Raw genomic sequence first — 22,818 nt, 5'->3', positions numbered from 1 at the left:
GGTTCTCGCTTCAGAAATGCAGCACCAGGGTCTTCAGCGGCGGGCGCCCATCGAGGGAGGGGAAGTCGTCCGCCGGTGGCAGCGGCTCCCATTCCCGCACCGGTCGGCCGAGCTTGCTGGCGCAGCGCAGCACCTGCTCGCGCCAGTCCTCGATGTCCACCTTCGCCAGGTTGTTGCAGCAGATCAGCGTGCCGTCTTCGGCAGTGGCCTGGATCGCCGGCTTGAGCAGGCTCTGGTAGTCACGCAGCAGGTCGACGGTGCCGAAGGCGCTCTTGGCCCAGGCCGGCGGGTCGAGGAACACCAGGTCGAACCGGCGTTGTTCCAGGCGCGGGTAGCTGGGCAATTTCTGCCCGTGACGGCGGGCGATGGGCTGGCCGGCGAGCTGGCGGATGGCGGGGAAGTAGTCCGATTGCACGAAGCGCATGGGCGCAAGCCCGGGGTTGAGCGCGGCGTTTTCGCGGCCGACGGCCAGGTTGCCCTCGGCGAAGTCGAGGTTCCACACCTCGCTGGCTCCTCCCGCTGCGGCAGCCAGGCCGACGCCACAGGTGTAGGCGAAGAGGTTGAGTACCGACTTGCCGGCAGCGTGGCGCTTTACCCAGCCGCGGGCGTTGCGCAGGTCGAGGAACAGCAGCGGGTCCTGGCCGGGATGACGGCCGCGTACCCGGTAGTTCAGGCCCCATTCGTGGCCGACGAGGTCGACCAGTGCGCCTGGCTCGGCCTGGTACACAGGGTCGCTGCGATCGATGCGCGAATTGCCCTGGGAGCGATCGTTGTAGACCGGCAGCAGTGGCTCGCCGAGTTGTTCCCGCACCTGTGCGACGGCTTGCAGCAGTTCGTCCCGTTGCAGTGTCTGGTGGAAGCTCTGCACCAGCAGTTGCGGGCCGTAGCGGTCGATGGTCAGGCCGGATGCGCCTTCCTGGCTGCCATGGAACAGGCGGTAGCAGTCGGTGCCTTGCGCGTGCAGTTCGGCGAGCAGGGGCTGGCGGGCGTCGAGTGCGACGCGCAGCGCCTGGGGGAGATCGGAAGGCATGCGCGGCGTCTCGGAGGAAAGGGCGCGCAGTTTAACAAAGCGGGGACGGCTTGGCGCCGAGTGCGGCGAGGCCGGTGTGGGCCTCGCGCAGGGTCTCGATGGCGTGGCGGGTGGCTTAGCGCTCGATGGCCAGGGCCACGCCCTGCCCGCCGCCGATGCACAGGGTCGCCAGGCCCTTCTTCGCATCGCGCTTGATCATCTCGTGCAGCAGGGTCACCAGCACGCGGCAGCCGGAGGCGCCGATGGGATGGCCGATGGCGATGGCGCCGCCGTTGACGTTGACCTTCTCGGCATCCCAGCCCAGCTCCTTGCCCACCGACAGGGCCTGGGCGGCGAAGGCTTCGTTGGCTTCGATCAGGTCCAGCTCGCCGAGGTTCCAGCCGGCCTTCTCCAGGCAGCGACGGGTGGCGGAAACCGGGCCGATGCCCATGATCGCCGGGTCGACGCCCGCGTTGGCGTAGGCGGCGATGCGCGCCAGCACCGGCAGGCCCAGGGCCTTGGCCTTCTCGGCACTCATCAGCAGCACGGCGGCGGCGCCATCGTTGAGGCTGGAAGCGTTGCCGGCAGTGACGCTGCCGTCCTTCTTGAAGGCCGGCTTGAGCATGGCCAGGGATTCGGCGGTGGTGCCGGCGCGGGGCTGCTCGTCGGTGGCGAAGGCGACGGGGTCGCCCTTCTTCTGCGGGATCAGGATCGGGGTGATCTCATCCACGAAGCGGCCGGCTTCGATGGCGGCGGAGGCCTTCTGCTGGGAGGCGGCGGCGAAGGCGTCCTGGGCTTCACGGCTGATGCCGTACTTCTCCACCAGGTTCTCGGCGGTGATGCCCATGTGGTAGTCGTTGAAGGCGTCCCACAGGCCGTCCTGGATCATGGTGTCGACCAGCTTGGCGTGGCCCATGCGCAGGCCGGTGCGGGCGCCGGGCATGACGTAGGGAGCGAGGCTCATGTTCTCCTGGCCACCGGCGATGATCACCTCGGCGTCGCCGCAGCGGATGGCCTGGGCGGCCAGGTGCAGGGCCTTGAGGCCGGAGCCGCAGACCTTGTTCAGGGTCATGGCCGGCACGGCGTTGGGCAGGCCGGCGAGGATGGCGGCCTGGCGCGCAGGGTTCTGGCCGCTGCCTGCAGTGAGCACCTGGCCGAGGATGACCTCGTCCACCTGGGCGCCATCGAGGCCGGTCTGGGCCAGCAGCTGGCGGATCACCGCAGCGCCCAGCTCGGGGGCGGGGATGTTGGCCAGCGAGCCCTGGAAGCTGCCGACGGCGGTGCGGGTGGCGGCGACTATGACGACGTCTTGCATGGTTTCTGTCCTCAAGGCTGGGGTTCGGTTCAGGTCATGACCGGAAAGTGGGCGATGGTCGCACAGGGCCGAGTGACCGGCCAGCCACTCAGCGGGCGGGCAGGCCCATGCGCCGGCGGGCGCGACTGGAGGCGCCGTTGCGCAGGGCCCAGCGCAGCATCGGCGCGGTGCGCTGTACGCCGGCGCGGATCAGTGGACGCTGCCAGTCGGGCAGGCGCAGGCCGAGCATCGCCATGGCCCAGGTGGGCAGCAGCTCGATGCCCGCCTGCATCATCAGGTTGCCGAAGGGTTTGGCCAGGGCGCTTGGCGCTGGGGCATCGCGCAGCAGGCGCACCACTTCGAGGGTGCGCTCGTCGCAGAGCATCTGCGGGCGCATGGCGTCCAGGTAGTCGGCGACGGCCCGGCGCGACTTGGGTACGTTGCGGGCACCCAGGCGTTCGGCCACCAGGGCGATTTCCTCGTAGTAGCGGTCCTGGTCGGCGCCGGGCATCGCCGGGTCGAGGTGCCGCAGGTAGGCCCCGAGGAAGCTGCTGACCTCGGCGACATGCACCCAGGTGAGCAGGTCCGGGTCGCTGGCCGCATAGGGGCGACCGTCCGGCGCACTGCCGACCACCTGCAGGTGGATGGTGCGCACCTTGTCGATCAACCATTCGGCGTCACGGGTGTTGCCGTAGGTGGTGCCGGAGATGAACAGGCTGGTGCGGCGCAGGCGGCCGAGCATGTCCTGGCGGAAATTGGAGTGGTCCCACACGCCCGCCAGGGCGAGGGGGTGCAGCATCTGCAACAGCAGGGCGCTGATGCCGCCGATCATCATCGAAGTGAAGTCGCCGTGGACCTTCCAGGGCATGGACTCCGGGCCGAACAGGCCGGGGTCGCCCTTGGGGCTGTCCAGGTCGATCTGCCCGAGGGAGGCCCCGGTGAGGCTGAGAATCTGGCTTTCGATGCGGTTGCGGATAAGGTTCATCGTCAGGCGTTCGAGACAGGCCGGGAGCTGGCGCCCGGTGATTCTTCCGGCTTCCAGCTCCCAGCTTCAAGCTTTATCTACTGGTTCAAGCGCTTGTCGATGAGGCTGTCGACCACCGAGGGGTCGGCCAGGGTGGAGGTGTCGCCCAGGCTGTCCAGCTCGTTGCAGGCGATCTTGCGCAGGATGCGGCGCATGATCTTGCCTGAGCGGGTCTTCGGCAGGCCGGGGGCCCATTGCATCAGGTCGGGTTTGGCGAAGCTGCCGATTTCCTTGCTGACCAGGGCCAGCAGTTCCTTCTTCAGTTCGTCGCTGGCCTCCACGCCCTTCATGGTGGTGACGAAGGCATAGATGCCCTGGCCCTTCACGTCGTGCGGGTAGCCGACCACCGCGGCCTCGGCCACGTCGTCGTGCAGCACCAGGGCGCTCTCCACCTCGGCGGTGCCGATGCGGTGGCCGGAGACGTTGATCACGTCATCGACACGGCCGGTGATCCAGTAGTAGCCGTCCTCGTCGCGGCGTGCGCCGTCGCCAGTGAAGTAGTAGCCGGGGTAGGCGGAGAAGTAGGTTTCGATCATCCGCTTGTGGTCGCCGTAGACGCTGCGGATCTGGCTCGGCCAGCTGGCCTTGATCGCCAGCACGCCGGAGCCGGCGCCTTCGATCTCCTTGCCCTGTTCGTCCAGCAGCACCGGTTGCACGCCGAAGAAGGGGCGGGTGGCCGAGCCGGGCTTCAGCGCCGTGGCGCCGGGCAGCGGGGTGATGAGGATGCTGCCGGTCTCGGTCTGCCACCAGGTGTCGACGATGGGGCAGCGCTTCTCGCCCACCACGTGGAAGTACCACTCCCAGGCTTCCGGGTTGATCGGCTCGCCGACGCTGCCGAGCAGGCGCAGGCTGGCACGCGAGGTGCTGCGTACGGCCGCGTCGCCTTCACGCATCAGGGCGCGCAGGGCGGTGGGGGCGGTGTAGAAGATGTTCACCTGGTGCTTGTCGATCACCTGCCAGAAGCGCGATGCATCGGGGTAGCTGGGCACGCCTTCGAACATCAGGGTGGTGGCGGCGTTGGCCAGGGGGCCGTAGACGATGTAGCTGTGGCCGGTGACCCAGCCGACATCGGCGGTGCACCAGTAGATGTCGCCCTCGTGGTAGTCGAAGACGTACTTGTGGGTCATCGCCGCGCCCAGCAGGTAGCCGCCGGTGGTGTGCAGCACGCCCTTGGGTTTGCCGGTCGAGCCGGAGGTGTAGAGGATGAACAGCGGGTCCTCGGCGTCCATCCATTCCGGTGCGCACTCGTCCGGGGCGCCGCGCAGGGCCTCGTGGTACCAGATGTCGCGGCCCTCGACCCAGGCGACTTCGCCCTGGGTGCGCTCGACCACGACGACGGTGGAGACGTCCGGGCAGTCCTTCAGCGCCTTGTCGACGTTCTGCTTCAGGGGCACGTACTTGCCGCCGCGCACGCCTTCGTCGGCGGTGATCACCGCGCGGCAGTCGGCGTCGAGGATGCGGTCCCGCAGGGCGTCGGGGGAGAAGCCGCCGAACACCACCGAATGCACGGCACCGATGCGCGAGCAGGCGAGCATGGCGTAGGCCGCCTCGGGGATCATCGGCATGTAGATGCACACGCGATCACCCTTCTTCACGCCCCGCGCCTTGAGCACGTTGGCCAGGCGGCAGACGTGCTGGTGCAGCTTGCGGTAGGTGATCTGCGCGGACTCGGTGGGGTTGTCGCCTTCCCAGATGATGGCGACCTGTTCGGCACAATTCTCCAGGTGGCGGTCGATGCAGTTGTAGCTGACGTTGAGCTTGCCGCCCTTGAACCACTCGGCCTGGCCCTGGCGCAGGTCGCTGCTGTGCAGCTGGTCCCAGGGCTTGAACCAGTCGAGGAACGCCGTGGCCTGCTCGCTCCAGAATTCCTCGGGGTTGTCCACGGACTGCTGGTAGAGACGCAGGTAGGCGTCGTTGTCGATGAAGGCGCGCTTGCGCACCTCATCGGGCACGGCATGAAGGCTGATTTCGTACATGAGGCGGGGTCCTTGTTCTTGTGTTACCGCGGTGCCGGCTAGGGTGCACCCAAGCAGTTGCTCGGTTCAAGTGGCGGTCGGCGTCACAAGGCGTTTGAACCCCCTCTGGAATCATTCGTTCAGGCCTGGCGTGTATTCCAGCTGGCGCGCCACCAGCTCGGCGGTGCCCGGGTCGTAACGCTCGGCGATGGCTGCCAGGGTGCTGTCGAAGAGCTGGGCCAGCGGTGCGTCGTCCGCAGCCAGGCGGGGGATTCCCGGGTGCGCCTGCACGGGCTCGGGCAGCAGGACCAGGCCGTTGCGCGTGCGGATCGGCTCGGCCGTCTCGGCCAGGGCCAGTGCCTCGGAGCGGAACGTCCGTGACCAGGCGTCGGCACGCAGGGCCAGGGCCATCTCGTCCACGCCCGGCTGCACCGGCAGGCCCAGTTCCTCGTGCCTCCAGAAGGCGAGGAGGTTGCCGGCAGCCGTCAGGTAGCCACTCGCGCCGAGCTGGAAGCTGGCGCCGTCATGCCGTGACGACCAGCCCGGCAGGCCTATTTCTCCTGCCAGCGCCCGTGCCTTGTCGCGGCCGCCGATGGCTTCCACCAGGGCCAGGGTGGCGGGCAGGGCGGCGCTGACTCCCGCCGTGGTGATCACCTTGCCGTCGGCCAGGTAGCGGCGGTCGTCCACCCAGCGGGTGTCGGGGAAGTCGCTTTCGCGCTGGCTGCGCGAATACCAGTGGCCGGTGGCACGGCGCCCTTGGAGCACCCCGGCGTTGCCGACCACCAGCACGCCGTCGCAGATGGCGACGAGGGTCGCGCCCTTGTCGGCCTGCTGCCTGACCCAGCGCAGCAGCGTCGGGTCGTCGCTGTGGTGCACCGCCGGCACGATCACGTAGTCGGCGCCTTCGGGGTGGCGGCGGTCGAAGGCGTCGATATCGGCATCGGCCAGCAGGCGCAGCGCCGGCATCATCTGCATCGCCCCGGGGCGCGTGGAGAGCGCGACGACCTCGGCCACCCCGGACCGGGAAAGCAATCCGTAGGGGATGACGTAATCCACCAGCTCGGTCATGCCGTTCTCGCCGATCACCGCCACCAGCGGGCGTTCGCGGTCGAAGCGCTGCGGGTAGGCGGGGAGCCGGTCGGGATCTTCAGCGGCGAGCAAGGGCAGGGGGTGGCCAAGGGCGAGTCCGGCGAGCAGTAGCCAGGCGAGGCGGATCATGGAAAGGGTCCTGTCGATTGGGGGCTGGCCCAGTGTGAGGCACCCGTCTCTGGCGCGAATGACAGGCATGGATGAAAATCCGCCAATCCTTTTCAGCGTTGCGATGGCCCGCGAGGTGCCCATGTCCATTGCCGACGAACCGGCGCCGCATCTCGTGGTGCTGCTGGTCTTCACCGATTTCCAGCTGCTCGATGCCACCGGCCCCGCCGAGGTCTTCGCTGCCGCGGGCGAGCAGCTGCCGGCGGGCGCGATGCGGCCCTACCGCCTGCGTACCGTGGCGCTGGAGGCGGGCCTGGTGAGCTCCTCCACCGGCTTGCAGCTGCAGGCCGAGGCGCTGCCACCCGTGGCCGAGCTGGTGGGTTGCACCCTGTTGGTGGCCGGCGGGCATGGCGTGCAGCGGGCGATGGGGTCGGCCGCGCTCGCCGCCTGGCTGGTGGCGGTAGCCGGTGTGGCGCGACGCTGCTGCTCGGTGTGCACCGGTGCCTTCCTGCTTGCCCGCGCCGGGCTGCTGGAAGGGCGCCAGGTGGTCACCCACTGGCGCTATGCGTCGCTGTTGCAGCGCTTGCTACCGCGGGCGCAGGTGCTGGAGGACGCACTGTTCGTGCGCGACGGCGCCTTCTACAGCTCGGCGGGGGTCACGGCGGGCATCGACCTGTGCCTGAGCCTGGTGGAGGAGGACCTGGGGCGCGAGGTGTCCCTGCAGGTGGCCCGAGGGTTGGTGGTGTACCTGCGCCGGCCGGGCGGGCAGCGTCAGTTCAGCGCCGAGTTGCTGGCCCAGCAGGCCCCTCCGGGTGGGCTGGTGGAGCGGCTTTCGGCGTGGTTGCGCGAGCATCTTCAGGAGGACCTGGATATCGAGGCGATGGCGGCGGCCGTCGCGGTCTCGTCACGCACGCTGCACCGGCACTGCAAGGACGAGCTGGGGATCGGCCCGGCGCGCCTGTTGTTCCAGATGCGCCTGGAGGCGGCCTGCCGGTTGCTGGAGGACGGGGCGGCATCGCTCAAGCGCACGGCGCAGCGCACCGGCTTCATCAACGAATACAACCTCAGGAGGGCTTTCGTGCAGGGGTTGGGCGTGACGCCGAGCGAGTACCGCCAGCGCTTCTGCCGCTAGCGGCGAGGTGGGGAGGCGCCGCACCCGGGGCCGGGTGCGGCGCGGGCATCAGCCGCGGTGACGGCCGCGGAAGAAGTCGATCAGGCCTTGGGTGGAGCCGTCTTCGGCCGGGGTTTCCTCGCTGCCGACGATGCGCGAGTAGACGCCCTTGCCCAGTTCCTTGCCCAGTTCCACGCCCCACTGGTCGAAGGCGTTGATGCCCCAGAGCACGCTCTGCACGTAGACCTTGTGTTCGTACATGGCGATCAGCGCGCCCAGGCGACGGGGGCTGATGCGCTCCATCACCAGGGTGTTGCTGGGGCGGTTGCCGGGGATCACCTTGTGCGGTGCCAGGCGCTGCACCTCGGCTTCGTCCAGGCCCTTGGCGCGCAGCTCGTTCTCGGCTTCCTCGCGGGACTTGCCGAGCATCATCGCCTGGCTCTGCGACAGGCAGTTGGCGAACAGCCATTGGTGGTGGTCGGCGACCGGGTTGTAGCTGGAGACCGGGACGATGAAGTCCGCGGGGATCAGGTGGCTGCCCTGGTGCAGCAGCTGGTGGTAGGCGTGCTGGCCGTTGCAGCCGACGCCACCCCAGATCACCGGGCCGGTACCGGCGGTGATCGGGCTGCCGTCCTGGCGCACGGTCTTGCCGTTGGATTCCATGTCCAGCTGCTGCAGGTGGTCGGTGAAGTTACGCAGGTAGTAGTCGTAGGGCAGGATCGCGTGGCTGCGGGCGCCCCAGAAGTCGCCGTACCAGACGCCCAGCAGGGCCAGGATCACCGGGATGTTGCGCTCGAAGGACGCGGTCTGGAAGTGCTGGTCCATGCTGTAGGCGCCGGACAGCAGCTCCTTGAAGTTGGAGATGCCGATGGACATGGCGATCGGCAGGCCGATGGCCGACCACAGCGAGTAGCGGCCGCCCACCCAGTCCCACATCGGGAAGATGTTCTCCTCGCGGATGCCGAAGGCCATGGCCGCTTCCTTGTTGCTGGAAACGGCGATGAAGTGGCGGTAGAGCTCTTCCTCGCTGCCGCCCTGGGCCAGGTACCAGGCGCGGGCGGCCTGGGCGTTCTTCAGGGTTTCCAGGGTGCCGAAGGACTTGCTGGAGACGATGAACAACGTGGTCTCGGCGTTGAGCTTGCAGGCCAGCTCGCGGAATTCGCTGCCGTCGATGTTGGCCAGGTAGTGGCAGCGCACGCCTTTCTGGGCGAAGGGCAGCAGCGCCTCGGAAACCAGCTGCGGGCCGAGGAAGGAGCCGCCGATGCCGATGTTGACCACGTCGGTGATGGGTTTCTCGGTGTAGCCACGCCACAGGCCGTTGTGCACGTAGCCCACCAGCTCGGTCATCTGGTGCAGCACGCGGTGCACCTCGGGCATCACGTCCTTGCCGTCCACCCGCACCTTGTCGCCGATGGGACGACGCAGCGCGGTGTGCAGCACGGGGCGACGCTCGGAGGCGTTGATCACCTCGCCCTGGAACATCGCCTTTATGGCTTCCCCGAGCTGGGCTTCCTCGGCCAGCTTCACGAGCAGGGCCAGGGTGTCTTCGCGGATCAGGTTCTTGGAGAAGTCCAGCAGCAGGCCGCAGGCACTGAGGGTGAAGCGCTTGAAGCGCTCGCCGTCTTCCTGGAAGGCCTGGCGCATCTTGAAGCCGGCCAGCTCCTCACGGTGCGCGGACAGCGCGCCCCAGCTGGGCAGTTGGGTGACGTCGAGGGGATTGAGGTGGTGGTTCATGGCGTGCCTTCAAGCAATCAACTTGGTTATGAACACGAAAAAGCCCGGAGTGTTCCGGGCTTTCAGTCTAGCGGGTCAGGGTTCAGGCGACCTGGACCGGGATGGCGTTGCTGGTGTGGCTCAGCTCGTTGCCGGGTGCCATGTAGAGCATGCGCGGCTTGAAGTTGGCCAGCTCGGCTTCGCTGTAGTGGGCGTAGGCGCAGATGATGACCCGGTCGCCTACTTTGGCCTTGTGTGCGGCGGCGCCGTTGACGGAGATCATGCGCGAGCCGTTTTCACCACGGATGGCATAGGTGGTGAAGCGCTCGCCGTTGTCGACGTTGTAGATCTGGATCTGTTCGTACTCGCGGATGCCGGCGAGGTCCAGCCATTCACCGTCGATGGCGCAGGAGCCTTCGTAGTCGAGCACCGCGTGGGTGACTTCGGCGCGGTGCAGCTTGGCCTTGAGCATGATGGCGTGCATGGCGTTTTCCTTGTCTGGACGCTGGCGGCGGCAGAGTTTGCCCGAACCCCGGGGGGCGGGCAAGCCTTGCCGGGCGCGGGTTTCAGGCCTTCACGTGACGGTTGAAGGCGAGGTTGTCGATCAGCCGGGTGCTGCCCATGTAGGCGGCGGCCAGTATCACCAGCTCCTGGTCGCCGGGACGCGCCGGGCGCAGGCTGGCGGCTTCGCGGACTTCCAGGTAGTCGGGGCGGAAACCGGCCTTCTCGAGCGCCTCGCGGCCTTGGGCTTCCAGGGCTGCGAAGTCGCTGTCGCCGGCGCTCACGGACGCGGCCAGTTGCTTGAGGGTGCGGTACAGGGCCGGCGCTGCGGCGCGTTGCTGTTCGTCCAGGTAGCCGTTGCGCGAGGAGAGGGCCAGGCCGTCCTCGGCGCGGACCGTGGCTTCCCCCATGACCTGGATCGGCAGGTTGAGGTCGCGGACCAGCTTGCGGATCACCGCGAGTTGCTGGAAGTCCTTCTCGCCGAACAGGGCGAGGTCCGGCTGGACCATGTTGAACAGCTTGCTGACCACGGTGGCGACACCTTCGAAGTGGCCCGGGCGGCTGGCGCCGCAGAGCCCTTCGGAAACCAGGGGAACGCTGACACGGGTCTGGTCGGCCATGCCGTCGGGGTACATCTCCTCGACGTCCGGGTGGAACAGCAGGTGGCAGCCGGCGGCGACCAGTTTCTCCTGGTCGGCCTGCAGGGTGCGCGGGTACTTGGCCAGGTCTTCGCTGGGGCCGAACTGCAGCGGGTTGACGAAGATGCTGGTGACGACGAAGTCGGCGCGTTGGGCGGCTTTCTCCACCAGCGCGGCGTGGCCGGCGTGGAGGTTGCCCATGGTCGGCACCAGGCCGATGCGCTTGCCTTCGCCGCGAGCACGGGCCACGGCGGCGCGCAACTCGCGAACGGTCTTGACGGTAATCATGCGGAGAATCCGTGTTCGGCGGCAGGGAAGGTGACGTCCTTGACGGCCTTCACGTAGGCGGCCATGGCGGCCTGGATGCTGGCCTGGCCTTCCATGAAATTCTTCACGAACTTGGGCGCACGACCGGTGAGGGACAGGCCGAGCATGTCGTGCATGACCAGCACCTGGCCGTCGGTGGCGCTGCCGGCACCGATGCCGATGACCGGAATCTTCACCGATTGGGTGATTTCGGCGGCGAGTTCGCTGGGGACGCATTCGAGCAGCAGCATGGCGGCGCCAGCCTGTTCCAGGGCCATGGCGTCGGCGCGCAGCTGGCGGGCCTGGGCTTCCTGGCGGCCCTGCACCTTGTAGCCACCGAGGATGTTCACCGCTTGCGGGGTGAGGCCCAGGTGCGCGCATACCGGGATGCCGCGCTCTGCCAGCAGGCGGATGGGCTCGGCCAGCCAGGCGGCGCCTTCCAGCTTCACCATGTGGGCGCCGGCCTGCATCAGGGCTGCGCTGTTGGCGAAGGTCTGCTCCAGGGTGGCGTAGGCCATGAACGGCAGGTCGGCGATGATCAGCGCGCCCCGGTTGCCGCGCTTCACGGCGGCGGTGTGGTACGCCATGTCGGCGACGCTCACCGGCAGGGTGCTGTCATGGCCTTGCAGGACCATGCCAAGGGAGTCGCCCACCAGCAGGACATCGGCACCTGCCTGGCTCGCGGCCTGGGCGAAGGTGGCGTCATAGGCTGTGAGCATGGCGATCTTCTCGCCTTTGTGCTTCAGCTCTTGAAGGGTGGTCAGGGTCACATCAGGCATGAAAACGTCCTCATCGGTACCGATTCTGCACCGGCACGGGGCAACGGGACGCTTATAGTCCCGATGGTGGGGCATGGTGTCAATTGCAGGTGTTACCGATCTGTTACGGCGTTACCGCCATGCCCGGAAGGGCCCCCGCGACCTCCAGCCCCTCGAAGGGACAGGCATCGAGAAGGGCCCGCAGGGCACGGCCGTCCGGCAGCCTGAGGGTCTCTCCGGCTACCTCCGCGAGGGGATAGAGGACGAAGGCGCGGGCGTGCATGTGGTAGTGCGGGACCTGCAGGCGCGGCAGGTCGATCGCGTGCTCGCCGAACAGCAGGATATCCAGATCGAGGGTGCGTGGGCCCCAGCGCTCGTCCTTGCGCACACGGCCCTGGGCGAGTTCGATCGCCTGCAGGCCGTCGAGCAGTTCCAGGGGAGCGAGTTCGGAGTCCAGGGCGGCCACGGCGTTGGCGTAGCGGGGTTGCTCGGGTGGGCCGAGCGGGTCACTTGCATAGAGCGAGGAGACGGCCGCCAGGCGGGTGCGAGGCAGCGCGGCCATGGCCTGCAGGGCGCTGGCCAGTTGCGCGGCAGGCTCGGCGAGGTTGCTGCCGAGCCCTATATAGATGCGTTCCATCATCACTCGCTGGCGGGAGCCGAACCTTCACGCGGGCCGCGCTTGCGACGGCTGCCGCCACGACGACGCTTGCGCGGTGCACCGTTGCCATCGTCCTTGCCGCTGAGGTCGCGGATCATGGCGCGGCGCTCGCTGTCGCTGGCGTCCTGGTAGTCGGTCCACCAGTCGCCCAGGCCGTCGGTCTCCTCGCCCGCGCTTTCGCGCAGCAGGAGGAAGTCGTAGCCGGCGCGGAAGCGCGGGTTCTCCAGCAGCAGGTCGGCGCGCTTGCCACTGCGGCGCGGCAGGCGTTCCTGCATGTCCCAGATCTCGCGGATCGGGATGGTGAAGCGCTTGGGAATGGCGGTGCGCTGGCACTGTTCTAGGATCAGCCCGTGGGCCGCTTCCTGGATGGCCGGGATCGGCGGCATGCCCTTTTCCTGCAGCAGGGCAGCACGGATGGGCAGGGCCGGCCAGAGCAACGCGGCGAAGAGGAAGGCGGGGGTGACCGGCTTGCCCAGGCGGATGCGCTCGTCGGTGTTGGCCAGGGCCTGGCGGATCAGGGCGCCGGCGTATTCCGGGTCGCGTTCCAGGGACGCCGCAGCGGCCGGGAACAGCGGGGCGAACAAGTCGTATTCCAGCAGCAGCTCGAAGGTGCGCTCGGCCTTGCCGCCGAGGAACAGCTTGAGGATCTCGTCGAACAGGCGGGCGGACGGGATGTCGCGCAGCATCGGCGCCAGGCGGCGGATGGGGGCGGCGCTGTGTTTCTCGATCTCGAAGTCGAGCTTGGCGGCGAAGCGCACGGCGCGAAGCATGCGCACCGGGTCTTCGAGGTAGCGCTGCTCGGGGTCGCCGATCAGGCGGATCAGGCGATTGCGGATGTCGTGCACGCCGTGGGCGTAGTCGAGGATGCGCTCGGTGACCGGGTCGTAGTAGAGGGCGTTCATGGTGAAGTCGCGGCGCTGCGCGTCTTCTTCCTGGTTGCCGTAGACGTTGTCCCGCAGGATGCGGCCGCTCTCGTTGCGCGAGGACTGGTTGCTGTCCTCCTCGTCGGCACCCTGGGGATGATTGGCCCGGAAGGTCGCGGTCTCGATGATCTCACGGCCGAAATGCACGTGGACCAGCTTGAAGCGACGGCCGATGACCCGGGCGTTGCGGAATTCGGCGCGGACCTGTTCGGGCGTGGCACTGGTGGCCACGTCGAAGTCCTTGGGCTCCAGGTTCAGCAGCAGGTCACGCACGCAGCCACCGACCAGGTAGGCCTGGTAGCCGGCTTTCTGCAGGCGCTCGACTACGTTAACGGCATTGCGGCTGATATCCGCACGTTCCAGCGAGTGCTGGCGATTGCTCAATACTTCGGGTGTGCTGCGGGGATGCTGGGAGCGGCGCAGGGGAGAGCGAAAAGACTGGATCAGCTTCTTCAGCATGGGATGCACTGTTTTGCGGAATGGACGGCCAGAATTGGACAAGACCGCACGATGGACGCGGATTCTAGCACTGGGTCGGGAGATGGTGAAGGAAGCGGCGGGGGTGTGTCAAAGCTACTGGGGGAGCCGAAGCTCCCCCCCAAATTGGTGCGTGCTTTGTTTTTATTGTTGTGTCGGGCTTGGTGTTTTTGTTGTTCGACCCGTTCCAGCAGGTTCGTGGCCTCTGGAAATGCCCTCGAATCGAGGGTCAATAGCAAACGGATTGCTTTGGACGCTGACGGTGCCATGATCATTCCGTGATCCAACCAGTTCAGGCGCTGTCTCATGACAGTTTTATTGTTCTCAGCCTGGTCGTGGGGCGAGCCCCAAAGGCAACTCCTCTCCAAAAGAATCAGTTAGCTGCGCCTCCGCGGTTTTGTTTTTGTTGTGCTGGAGTCGGTACGTCTTGTTCTTATTGTGGGGTTACACGTTTGTTATTGTTGTTGTGCCAGAGATAAAGCAGATGCCGTGCCAACTTTTGCGATTCCTTGTAAATCAAGGGTTTGCGGCGTTTTGGGGTTGGCGGGCGGGTACAAAAAAGCCGGGCTTTCGTTACCTTAAGACCCGGCTTTTGTTACGAGAGATTAACGCGGTAACAAAGCGGGGAACTCCGTCCGCACCGCTCTGTCACCGGGCTCGCGCCTTCAGGAGGTGGCGGCCCCCGATTTGCGGCGCGGGATTCCGAGGCGCTGGCGGCGCTCCCACAGGCACTTGCGGCTGATGCCCAGTTTTCGGGCAAGCTCGGTTTCGGTCATGTGATCCTGGTGCTCGAGCACGAAGTGCTGGAAGTAGTCCTCCAGCGACAGATCCTCCGTCGGCTCGTGGCTGCTGCTGGTCGCCTGGACCGGAGCATCGAGGAAGTCCTCGTCGTCCAGGTCGTCCAGCTCGATGTCGATGCCCAGCAGGTCGGCCGAGATATCCGGGCTCTCGCAGAGGATCACCGCGCGCTCGATGGCGTTCTCCAGCTCGCGCACGTTGCCCGGCCAGGGGTAATGGCGGATGGCCTGCTCGGCGTCGTGGGCGAAGCGCAGGTCCTCACGTCCCATGCGGGTGCACTGGCGGGCGAGGAAGGCGCGGGCGATCTCGATCACGTCGTTGCCGCGCTCGCGCAGGGCGGGCAGCTTCAGGGAAATCACATGGAGACGGTAATAGAGGTCTTCGCGGAACTGGCCGGTCTTGGCCAGGGTCTTGAGGTCGCGGTGGGTCGCGGCGATCAGGCGCACGTCGACCTTCTGAGATTGCACTGAACCGACACGGCGGATCTCGCCTTCCTGCAGCACGCGCAGCAGGCGCGCCTGGGCTTCGAGCGGCAATTCGCCGATCTCGTCGAGGAACAGGGTGCCGCCATCGGCCGCCTCGACCAGGCCGGCACGCCCGGCGCTGGCGCCGGTGAACGCACCTTTCTCGTGGCCGAAGAGCTCGGATTCGATGAGGGTCTCAGGGATCGCGGCGCAGTTGACCGAAATCAGCGGCGCCTTGGCGCGGCGGGAAAGATTGTGCAGGGCGCGGGCGACCAGCTCCTTGCCGGTACCGGATTCGCCCTGGATCAGCACGGTGGAGTCGGTGGGCGAGACCTTGCGGATCTTGCTGTACAGCTCCTGCATCGAGGCGCAGGAGCCGATGATGCCGATTTCGCCGTCGGCTGCGGCACCACCCGATGCGGCTTTTTCGGTGCCGCGCGAACTGCCGCTGCGTTCGGCCGGGGCGCCCTTGCCTTCCTGGCGCTCCTTGAGGATGCGCGCCACGGCCTGGAGCATCTCGTCGTGGTCGAAGGGCTTGGCGATGTAGTCCACCGCGCCCATCTTCATCGAATCGACTGCCGAGCGCAGGCTGGCGTAGCTGGTCATGATCAGGACCGGGGTGCCCTGGGCGAGCTTGATCAGCTCGGTGCCCGGGGCGCCGGGCAGGCGCAGGTCGCTGACGATCAGGTCGAAGCCGGGGATGCTGTAGCGCTCCTGGGCTTCCTGGACGGAGCCGGCTTCGCTGACCTGGTACTGGTTGCGTTCAAGCAGGCGGCGCAAGGCAGAACGGATAATGGTTTCGTCTTCGACGATGAGAATATGTGGCATTAAATTCAGCTCTCTCGACGGTCTCAGATCACAGCGGACGTCGCTTCGACAAATCGTGGCAACGTCACCCGGATTCGGGTGCCGCGCTGTTGCTCGGGGTCGGCCGGGCTTTCGATGGTGATGTGGCCATAATGCTCTTCCACGATCGAATAGACCAGCGCGAGGCCCAGGCCGGTCCCCTTGCCCGGGTCCTTGGTGGTGAAGAACGGCTCGAACAGTCGGTCCATGATCGCCTTGGGAATCCCGCTCCCCTCGTCCTCCACCACGAGGTCGACCGCGTGGTCGGAGATTTCGCTCCGCACGCGTATCGCGCTGCCGGGCGGTGATGCATCCCGGGCATTGGAAAGCAGGTTGATCAGTACCTGGGCCAGGCGTTGCGGATCGCCCTCGGCGACGTGCTCCGGATCGCAGAGGTTGAAGAACTCCACGTCGACGCTGCGCTTGTTCAGCGACAGCAGGCCGATGGCGTCCTGGGTCACGTCGGCCAGGCACACAGGCTCGGTGGCCTGTTGGCGGCCGCCGGCGTGGGCGAAGCTCATCAGTGACTGGACGATGCGCGACACGCGCTTGGTCTGCTCCAGGATCTGGCTGCTGATCTCGGTCAGCTCGCCGTCGCCCTCGCGCTCCTCGCGCAGGTTCTGCGCCAGGCAGGCGATGCCGGTGATGGGGTTGCCGATCTCGTGGGCGACACCGGCGGCGAGGCGGCCGATGGAGGCCAGGCGCTCGGAATGCACCAGCTTGTCTTCCAGCAACTGGGTGTCGGTAACGTCTTCCACCAGCAGTACCAGGCCGGTGTTACCCGGGGCGAGGGGTTCGTCGATGGCGGCCTTGTGCAGGTTCAGCGAGCGTGCCTGGCCTTCCAGTTGCAGACGCTGCTTGTGCAGGTGTTCGTCGGGCAGGTTGATGAAGCTTTCCAGCAGCCCCTTCCAGGGTTCGCTGATGGCCGAGAGGCGCGAGCCCACCACGCGTTGGGCGGGGATCTCGGTGAGCTCCTCCATCGCCCGGTTCCACATGAGGATCTCCTGGTCCTTCGCCAGCGAGCACACGCCCATCGGCAGTTCCTGCAGCGTCTGGCGGTGGTAGCGGCGCAGGGCGTCCAGCTCGGCGGCAAGGCCCGTGAGGCGCGAGTGGTAGTCCTCCAGGCGGCTCTCGATGAAGTGGATGTCCTCGGTGACGTAGCTCTCGCTGCCGGACTTGTAGGGCAGGAAGGTCTCCACCATGTCCTGGGCCACGCTCGGCCCCATCAATCCCGACAGGTTGGCCTCGATGCGGTCGCGCAGGCGGCGCAGCGCATAGGGGCGGCGCTCGTCGAAGGGCAGGTGCAGGTCGCGCAGGGCCTGCTCCACTTCCTTCTGTGCGGTCTTCGCACCCAGCGGCTTGGCCAGTTGCGCAGAGAACTCCTGGGGCGAGCCGGCCACCAGTTCGCGGCGCTGCGGGCGGCGCACGTTGTCCACCGCGCAGGCTTCGGCGGCGCCGCGCTCTTCGGCGCTGGCGTCGGTGAACAGCGATACCAGGGTGAAGACCAGGACGTTGGCCGCCAGCGAGGCGATCGCCGCGATGTGCCAGCTGGTGTCGTCGAGCACGTAGATGGCGTTGAACAGCGGCAGGTAGATGCCCTGAAGGTTGCCCACCAGCGGCAGCAGCATGCTGAACAGCCAGACGCCGATGCCGGCCAGCAGGCCGGCGATGAAGCCGCGGCTGTTGGCGGTCGGCCAGTAGAGGACCGACAGCGCGCCGGGAAGGAATTGCAGGGTGGCGACGAAGGCGACGATCCCGAGGTTGGAGAGATCCTGCTCGGCGCCCAGCAATAGATAGAAGCCGTAGCCGGCCATGATGATGGCGACGATCAGCGCCCGGCGCGTCCATTTCAGCCAGCGGTAGATGTTGCCCTCGGACGGCGGCTGGTAGAGCGGCAGCACCAGGTGGTTGAGCGCCATGCCCGACAGCGCCAGGGTCAGCACGATGATCAGGCCGCTGGCCGCCGACAGCCCGCCGACATAGGCGAGCAGGGCCAGGGCGTCGCTGTTCACGGCGATGCCCAGGCCCAGGGTGAAGTACTCCGGGTTGGTGGTGGCGCCGAGCTTGAGGCCGGCCCAGAGGATCAACGGCACCGCCAGGCTCATCAGCAGCAGGAACAGCGGCAGGCCCCAGCTGGCGCTGACCATGGCGCGGGGGTTGAGGTTCTCGGTGAAGGTCATGTGGTACATGTGCGGCATCACGATGGCCGAGGCGAAGAACACCAGCAGCAGCGTGCGCCACGGTCCTTCCTGCAGCGGGGTGTGCAGGGTGGAGAGTGCCGCCTGGTTCTGCAGCAGCCACAGCTCCAGTTCATGGGGCCCGCCGAACACGCCATAGAGCGCATAGAGGCCGATGCCCCCCAGGGCGGTGAGCTTGACCAGCGACTCGAAGGCGATGGCGAACACCAGGCCCTCGTGCTTCTCCCGGGTGGCGATGTGGCGCGCGCCGAAGAGGATGGTGAACAGCGTGATCAGCGCGCAGAAGCCCAGGGCCACGCGGTCGTGCACCGGCTCGCGGGTGAGGATGCCGATGGAGTCCGCCACCGCCTGGATCTGCAGCGCCAGCAGCGGCAGCACGCCCACGAGCATGAACAGCGTGGTCAGCGAGCCGGCCCAGGTGCTGCGGAAGCGGAAGGCGAAGAGGTCCGCCAGCGAGGACAGCTGGTAGGTGCGGGTGATGCGCAGGATGGGGTAGAGCAGCACCGGCGCGAGGAGGAAGGCGCCGGAAATGCCGAGGTAGCTGGCGAGGAAGCCGTAGCCGTACTGGTAGGCCAGCCCGACCGTGCCATAGAAGGCCCAGGCGCTGGCGTAGACGCCCAGCGACAGGGTGTAGGTCAGCGGGTGGCGGACGATGCGCCGAGGCACGAAGCCGCGATCGCTGAGCCAGGCGACGCCGAACAGGGTGAACAGGTAAGCCGCGCTGATGAGGATCAGCTGGCTCAGGCTAAAGCTCGTCAGCATCGCGTTGGCTCTGGAGGATGAAAGTGACCACGATCAGGATCAGCCAGAGCAGGTAGGGGCGGTACCAGGCCCCATTGGGGTCGATCCACCAGTCCATGATGGCCGGGGAAAACAGATAGATCCCCACCACCAGGAGCAGAACCAGTCGGTAGATATACATGCCGCATCTCGCATCGGGAGTGCGGCGATGGTAGCGAATGCCCGATGCCGGTGCGAGGGGAGAGATGACCCTAGCGCAGCTGCGCTTCGGCCAGCGTGCGGCTGCCCGGGATGCGCGTGGCGTCCCAGTTGGCGATGCCCCAGCCGAGCACCGCGCGAGGGGTGGCCTCGGCGAGTTCATCCGGTGGGCGCTGGCCGAGCGCGCGCAAGGCGCGGTTGAGCAGTGGGCCGGCCTGGTCGGGCGGCAACGGCGGGGAGCGATAGGACTTGCCCAGCTTGTGCCCGTCGGGCTGGATGATCAGTGGCACGTGCAGGTAGCGCGGCTGCGGCAGGCCCAGCAGTTCCTGCAGGTAGAGCTGGCGCGGCGTGGAGTCGAGCAGGTCGGCGCCGCGTACCACGTCGGTCATGCCTTGCCAGGCGTCGTCCAGCACCACGGCCAACTGGTAGGCGTAGAGGCCGTCGCGGCGGCGGATGACGAAGTCCCCCACCTCGCGCCCCAGGTGCTGGCGGAACTCGCCCTGCACACGGTCGGTGAAACCGTAGATCAGCTCCGGCACGCGCAGGCGGATCGCAGCGTCATGCCGGGGGTGCAGCGCATTGCGGCAGAAACCGGGGTAGACCCCCTGGTGGCCTTCGAGCTGCTTGCGCGAACAGGTGCAGGCGTAGGCCAGGCCCTGGTCGAAGAGGCGGTCGAGCACCTGGGCGTAGGCATCGTGGCGATCGCTCTGGCGCACGCATTCGCCGTCCCACTCGAAGCCGTAGCTTTCCAGGGTACGCAGGATCGCGTCCTGGGCGCCGGGTACCTCGCGCGGCGGGTCGAGGTCCTCCATGCGCAGCAGCCAGCGGCCGCCGACCGAGCGGGCATCGAGGTAGGAGGCGAGGGCGGCGACGAGGGAACCGAAATGCAGAAAGCCGCTGGGCGTCGGGGCGAAGCGGCCGATGTAGGTGGGAGAACTCATTGGAAGGCGGGCCTGCGGAAACGAAACGGGGCGCCGTAGCGCCCCGTTCTGGGATCAGGAACCGAGTTGCTTTTCCTTGATCTCCGCCAGCGTCTTGCAGTCGATGCAGAGCGTGGCGGTGGGGCGTGCCTCGAGACGACGGATGCCGATCTCGACGCCGCAGGAGTCGCACCAGCCGTAGTCGTTGTCTTCGATCAGTTGCAGGGTCTCGTCGATCTTCTTGATCAGCTTGCGCTCGCGATCGCGTGCACGCAGCTCCAGGCTGAACTCTTCTTCCTGGCTGGCGCGGTCGGCCGGATCGGGGAAGTTGGCGGCTTCGTCCTGCATGTGGTGCACGGTACGATCCACCTCTTCCATCAGCTCAACTTTCCACTTGTTGAGGATGCTGGTGAAGTGAGCGCGCATGCGGTCGCTCATGTACTCCTCACCCTTGGTTTCCTGGTAAGGCTCGAAACCACGGATCAGTTGGCTGCTCTGTTGCTTTGCTTTGGTGGGCATGAATGGCCGCCTCTCACTTTCTCTAATCCATTGCGCAGGTTCTGGTCCATCGCCGGTAACCCGGCCCTGCGACTGCAAGCGGGCGAACTTACCAGATCGACTCCGGGCACGCTACTCCCAGTTATCGTGGTTGCTGCAGCCTTCCCGGACCATTCGGTAGAATCCGCTCTTTGCGTTAATAAAGGAAGGCCGATGGCCCAGTCATACAGTGCACGCAGCCGTGCCATAGAACCCTTCCACGTGATGGCCCTGCTGGCCCGCGCCAACGATTTGCAGGCGCAGGGGCATGACGTCATCCACCTGGAGATCGGCGAGCCGGACTTCAGCACCGCCGCGCCCATCGTGCAGGCCGGGCAGGCTGCCCTGGCTGCCGGCCACACGCGCTACACCGCCGCGCGGGGCCTGCCGCAACTGCGCAGCGCCATCGCCGGGTTCTATGGCGATCGCTACGACCTGGATATCGACCCCGAACGCATCCTGATTACTCCCGGTGGTTCGGGGGCTTTGTTGCTGGCCGCGAGCCTGCTGGTCGACCCGGGGCGCCACTGGCTGCTCGCCGACCCGGGCTACCCCTGCAACCGCCATTTCCTGCGCCTGGTCGAGGGCGCCGCGCAACTGGTACCGGTCGGCCCCGAGAGCCGCTACCAGCTGACGCCGAACCTGGTGGAGCGCTACTGGGATGGCGACAGCGTCGGCGCCCTGGTCGCCTCGCCCGCCAACCCCACCGGTACGCTGCTCACCCGCGACGAGCTGGCCGGCCTCTCCGCCGCGCTGAAAGCCAAGGGTGGTCACCTGGTGGTCGACGAGATCTACCACGGCCTCACCTACGGCGTGGATGCCGCCAGCGTGCTGGAGGTGGATGACGGCGCCTTCGTGCTCAACAGCTTCTCCAAGTACTTCGGCATGACCGGCTGGCGCCTCGGCTGGCTGGTGGCGCCCCGTGATGCAGTGCCCGAGCTGGAGAAGCTCGCGCAGAACCTCTACATCAGTGCCCCCTCCATGGCCCAGCACGCTGCCCTGGCCTGCTTCGAGCCGGGCACCCTGGCGATACTCGAAGAACGCCGCATCGAGTTCGCCCGCCGTCGCGACTACCTGCTGCCCGCCCTGCGCGAGCTCGGTTTGCGCATCGCCGTCGAGCCCGAAGGTGCCTTCTATTTATATGCGGATGTTTCCGCCTTCACCCAGGACGCCTACGCCTTCTGCCGGCACTTCATCGAGACCGAGCACGTGGCCTTCACCCCGGGCCTGGATTTCGGCCGCCACCTGGCCAACCAGCACGTGCGCTTCGCCTACACCCAGAGCCTGCCGCGCCTGGAGGAAGCGGTGCGGCGCATCGCCCATGGCCTGCAGACCTGGGCAGCGCTGACGGCATGAAGTTCGTACCGCCCCTGGAGCAGGGCCGCCTGCTGCGCCGCTTCAAGCGCTTCCTCGCCGACATCGAGACCCTCGACGGCGAGCTGTTGACCATCCACTGCCCGAACACCGGCTCGATGCTCAACTGCATGAGCGAAGGCTGCCGGGTCTGGTTCAGCCGCTCCAACGACCCCAGGCGCAAGCTCCCCGGCACCTGGGAAATCACCGAAACGCCCCAGGGGCGCCTGGCCTGCGTGAACACCGCACGGGCCAACGCCCTGGTCGAGGAGGCCCTGCGCGCCGACCTGATTCCCGAACTGGCCGGCTTCACCGCGCTCAAGCGCGAGGTCGCCTACGGCGTGGAGAACAGCCGCGCCGACTTCCGCCTGGACTACCCGGCGGGCGAGGTGTTCGTGGAAGTGAAGAGCGTGACCCTGGGCTTCGACGGCACCGCCGTGGCGGCCTTCCCCGACGCCGTCACTGTGCGGGGCAGCAAGCACCTGCGCGAGCTGGCGGCGCTGGCGCGCCAGGGCATGCGCGCGGTGCAGTTCTACTGCGTCAACCTCTCCGGCATCGAGGCCGTGCGCGCAGCGGTGGAAATCGACCCGGCCTACGCCGCCGCCCTGGCCGATGCCAAGGCCGCCGGGGTGGAGGTGCTCGCCTATGGCGCCGAGGTCAGCCCTGAAGGGCTGGTGCTGCAGCGCAAGTTGCAGGTGCTCGGCTAGCAGGCCTTTGAAAAACGTAGACGAGGCAGCCGACGCAAGGCGAAAACGGCCGAAAAAGCGAAGTTTACGTAGGGTAAATGAGCATTTGAGGGCGTTTTCAACGCCGCAGCGGCAACGCAGTTAGTTGTTCAGCAGCCTGCTAACGCGCCAGCCAGATGCCGTGCTCGTCCTCGCTGCAGACGAGGGCGCGCAGGGACTCCCCAGCGCAAGGCCCGGCCACGCATTCACCGGATTCGACAAGGAACAGCGCTCCGTGGGTGGCGCACTGGATCAGGCTGCCGCTGTCGTCGAGAAAGCGGTCCGGTTGCCATTCCAGGGGAATGCCCCGGTGCGGGCAGCGGTTTTCATAGGCATGGACCCGGCCCTCCCGGCGAACCAGCAGCAGCTTCAGGTCATCGATCAGAAAGCCCCGGCTCTGGCCTTCGGCCAACTCGTCGGGGCGGCATAGCAGGATCATCGGCGTCTCCACGGCAGGCGGGCATTATCCCGCGC

At 67.2% G+C, this 22,818-nt stretch carries 20 protein-coding genes; 3 read left to right on the top strand and 17 right to left on the bottom strand.

What is annotated here, in order from left to right; genetic code table 11:
- Positions 1-10: 10 nt before the first annotated feature.
- The 5 genes from DMX10_RS05545 to DMX10_RS05525 all read right to left on the bottom strand — a co-directional run bounded on the left by DMX10_RS05545 (position 11) and on the right by DMX10_RS05525 (position 6,500).
- Entirely contained in the window at positions 11-1,030 is a 1,020-nt protein-coding gene (locus tag DMX10_RS05545; protein WP_111260153.1) for a class I SAM-dependent rRNA methyltransferase, read from the bottom strand.
- 115 nt (positions 1,031-1,145) lie between these two features.
- Positions 1,146-2,324 (bottom strand): acetyl-CoA C-acetyltransferase, encoded by a 1,179-nt coding sequence (locus DMX10_RS05540; protein WP_111260152.1) that lies wholly within the window; start codon positions 2,322-2,324, stop codon positions 1,146-1,148.
- An 88-nt stretch (positions 2,325-2,412) separates the two neighbouring features.
- Positions 2,413-3,288, bottom strand: a complete 876-nt coding sequence (locus DMX10_RS05535; RefSeq protein ID WP_111260151.1) for an oxygenase MpaB family protein — start codon at positions 3,286-3,288, stop codon at positions 2,413-2,415.
- A gap of 77 nt (positions 3,289-3,365) precedes the next feature.
- Positions 3,366-5,303, bottom strand: coding sequence for an acetate--CoA ligase (acs, locus tag DMX10_RS05530; protein WP_111260150.1), 1,938 nt, complete (start codon positions 5,301-5,303; stop codon positions 3,366-3,368).
- A 111-nt stretch (positions 5,304-5,414) separates the two neighbouring features.
- Positions 5,415-6,500: a DJ-1/PfpI family protein gene (locus tag DMX10_RS05525; RefSeq protein ID WP_218281312.1), complete on the bottom strand. Its 1,086-nt coding sequence runs from the start codon at positions 6,498-6,500 to the stop codon at positions 5,415-5,417.
- Between the two features lie 121 nt (positions 6,501-6,621).
- Between DMX10_RS05525 and DMX10_RS05520 the strand changes: the two genes are divergently transcribed.
- Positions 6,622-7,611: a GlxA family transcriptional regulator gene (locus DMX10_RS05520; RefSeq protein WP_218281311.1), complete on the top strand. Its 990-nt coding sequence runs from the start codon at positions 6,622-6,624 to the stop codon at positions 7,609-7,611.
- A 48-nt stretch (positions 7,612-7,659) separates the two neighbouring features.
- Here the strand turns inward: DMX10_RS05520 and pgi are convergent, their stop codons facing one another.
- The 11 genes from pgi to dksA form a co-directional block, all read right to left on the bottom strand.
- Positions 7,660-9,324: a glucose-6-phosphate isomerase gene (pgi, locus tag DMX10_RS05515; protein ID WP_111260147.1), complete on the bottom strand. Its 1,665-nt coding sequence runs from the start codon at positions 9,322-9,324 to the stop codon at positions 7,660-7,662.
- Between the two features lie 82 nt (positions 9,325-9,406).
- The gene (gene panD / locus DMX10_RS05510) at positions 9,407-9,787 is read right to left on the bottom strand and encodes an aspartate 1-decarboxylase (protein ID WP_003457244.1); all 381 of its coding nucleotides are present in this window, start codon (positions 9,785-9,787) and stop codon (positions 9,407-9,409) included.
- Positions 9,788-9,869: 82 nt separating this feature from the next.
- The gene (gene panC / locus DMX10_RS05505; protein ID WP_111260146.1) at positions 9,870-10,730 is read right to left on the bottom strand and encodes a pantoate--beta-alanine ligase; all 861 of its coding nucleotides are present in this window, start codon (positions 10,728-10,730) and stop codon (positions 9,870-9,872) included.
- Positions 10,727-11,527, bottom strand: coding sequence for a 3-methyl-2-oxobutanoate hydroxymethyltransferase (panB, locus tag DMX10_RS05500; protein ID WP_111260145.1), 801 nt, complete (start codon positions 11,525-11,527; stop codon positions 10,727-10,729). The genes panC and panB overlap by 4 nt, the downstream gene beginning before the upstream one ends.
- Positions 11,528-11,630: 103 nt before the next feature.
- Entirely contained in the window at positions 11,631-12,143 is a 513-nt protein-coding gene (gene folK, locus DMX10_RS05495) for a 2-amino-4-hydroxy-6-hydroxymethyldihydropteridine diphosphokinase (protein ID WP_111260144.1), read from the bottom strand.
- A 2-nt stretch (positions 12,144-12,145) separates the two neighbouring features.
- Positions 12,146-13,546: a polynucleotide adenylyltransferase PcnB gene (locus DMX10_RS05490; RefSeq protein WP_111260143.1), complete on the bottom strand. Its 1,401-nt coding sequence runs from the start codon at positions 13,544-13,546 to the stop codon at positions 12,146-12,148.
- Between the two features lie 683 nt (positions 13,547-14,229).
- Complete coding sequence (locus tag DMX10_RS05485) at positions 14,230-15,654, bottom strand: sigma-54 dependent transcriptional regulator (protein ID WP_111260142.1); 1,425 nt, start codon at positions 15,652-15,654, stop codon at positions 14,230-14,232.
- A gap of 23 nt (positions 15,655-15,677) precedes the next feature.
- Positions 15,678-18,632 carry a sensor histidine kinase gene (locus DMX10_RS05480; protein WP_111260141.1) on the bottom strand — a complete coding sequence of 985 codons (2,955 nt, stop codon included), beginning with the start codon at positions 18,630-18,632 and terminating at the stop codon, positions 15,678-15,680.
- Entirely contained in the window at positions 18,616-18,792 is a 177-nt protein-coding gene (locus tag DMX10_RS05475; protein WP_003095129.1) for a hypothetical protein, read from the bottom strand. The genes DMX10_RS05480 and DMX10_RS05475 overlap by 17 nt, the downstream gene beginning before the upstream one ends.
- Before the next feature lie 70 nt (positions 18,793-18,862).
- Entirely contained in the window at positions 18,863-19,750 is an 888-nt protein-coding gene (gene gluQRS / locus DMX10_RS05470) for a tRNA glutamyl-Q(34) synthetase GluQRS (protein WP_111260140.1), read from the bottom strand.
- A 54-nt stretch (positions 19,751-19,804) separates the two neighbouring features.
- On the bottom strand, positions 19,805-20,248 hold the full coding sequence (gene dksA, locus DMX10_RS05465; protein WP_015478905.1) for an RNA polymerase-binding protein DksA: 444 nt from the start codon (positions 20,246-20,248) through the stop codon (positions 19,805-19,807).
- Between the two features lie 192 nt (positions 20,249-20,440).
- Here dksA and DMX10_RS05460 point away from each other — a divergent pair, with 192 nt between their 5' ends.
- Both DMX10_RS05460 and sfsA read left to right on the top strand, forming a co-directional pair.
- Entirely contained in the window at positions 20,441-21,622 is a 1,182-nt protein-coding gene (locus DMX10_RS05460; protein WP_111260139.1) for a pyridoxal phosphate-dependent aminotransferase, read from the top strand.
- A complete protein-coding gene (sfsA, locus tag DMX10_RS05455; RefSeq protein WP_111260138.1) occupies positions 21,619-22,326 on the top strand; it encodes a DNA/RNA nuclease SfsA in 708 nt (235 codons plus the stop codon). The genes DMX10_RS05460 and sfsA overlap by 4 nt, the downstream gene beginning before the upstream one ends.
- Before the next feature lie 139 nt (positions 22,327-22,465).
- Here sfsA and DMX10_RS05450 read toward each other — a convergent pair whose 3' ends face one another.
- On the bottom strand, positions 22,466-22,783 hold the full coding sequence (locus tag DMX10_RS05450) for a Rieske (2Fe-2S) protein (protein ID WP_111260137.1): 318 nt from the start codon (positions 22,781-22,783) through the stop codon (positions 22,466-22,468).
- Positions 22,784-22,818 lie beyond the last annotated feature (35 nt).

Origin of the sequence: Pseudomonas sp. 57B-090624, from assembly GCF_003234055.1 — a bacterium.
Taxonomy (GTDB): domain Bacteria; phylum Pseudomonadota; class Gammaproteobacteria; order Pseudomonadales; family Pseudomonadaceae; genus Metapseudomonas; species Metapseudomonas tohonis.
The sequence above is the reverse complement of the archived record's forward strand: the minus strand, read 5'-3'. Positions and strand labels throughout refer to the sequence as shown.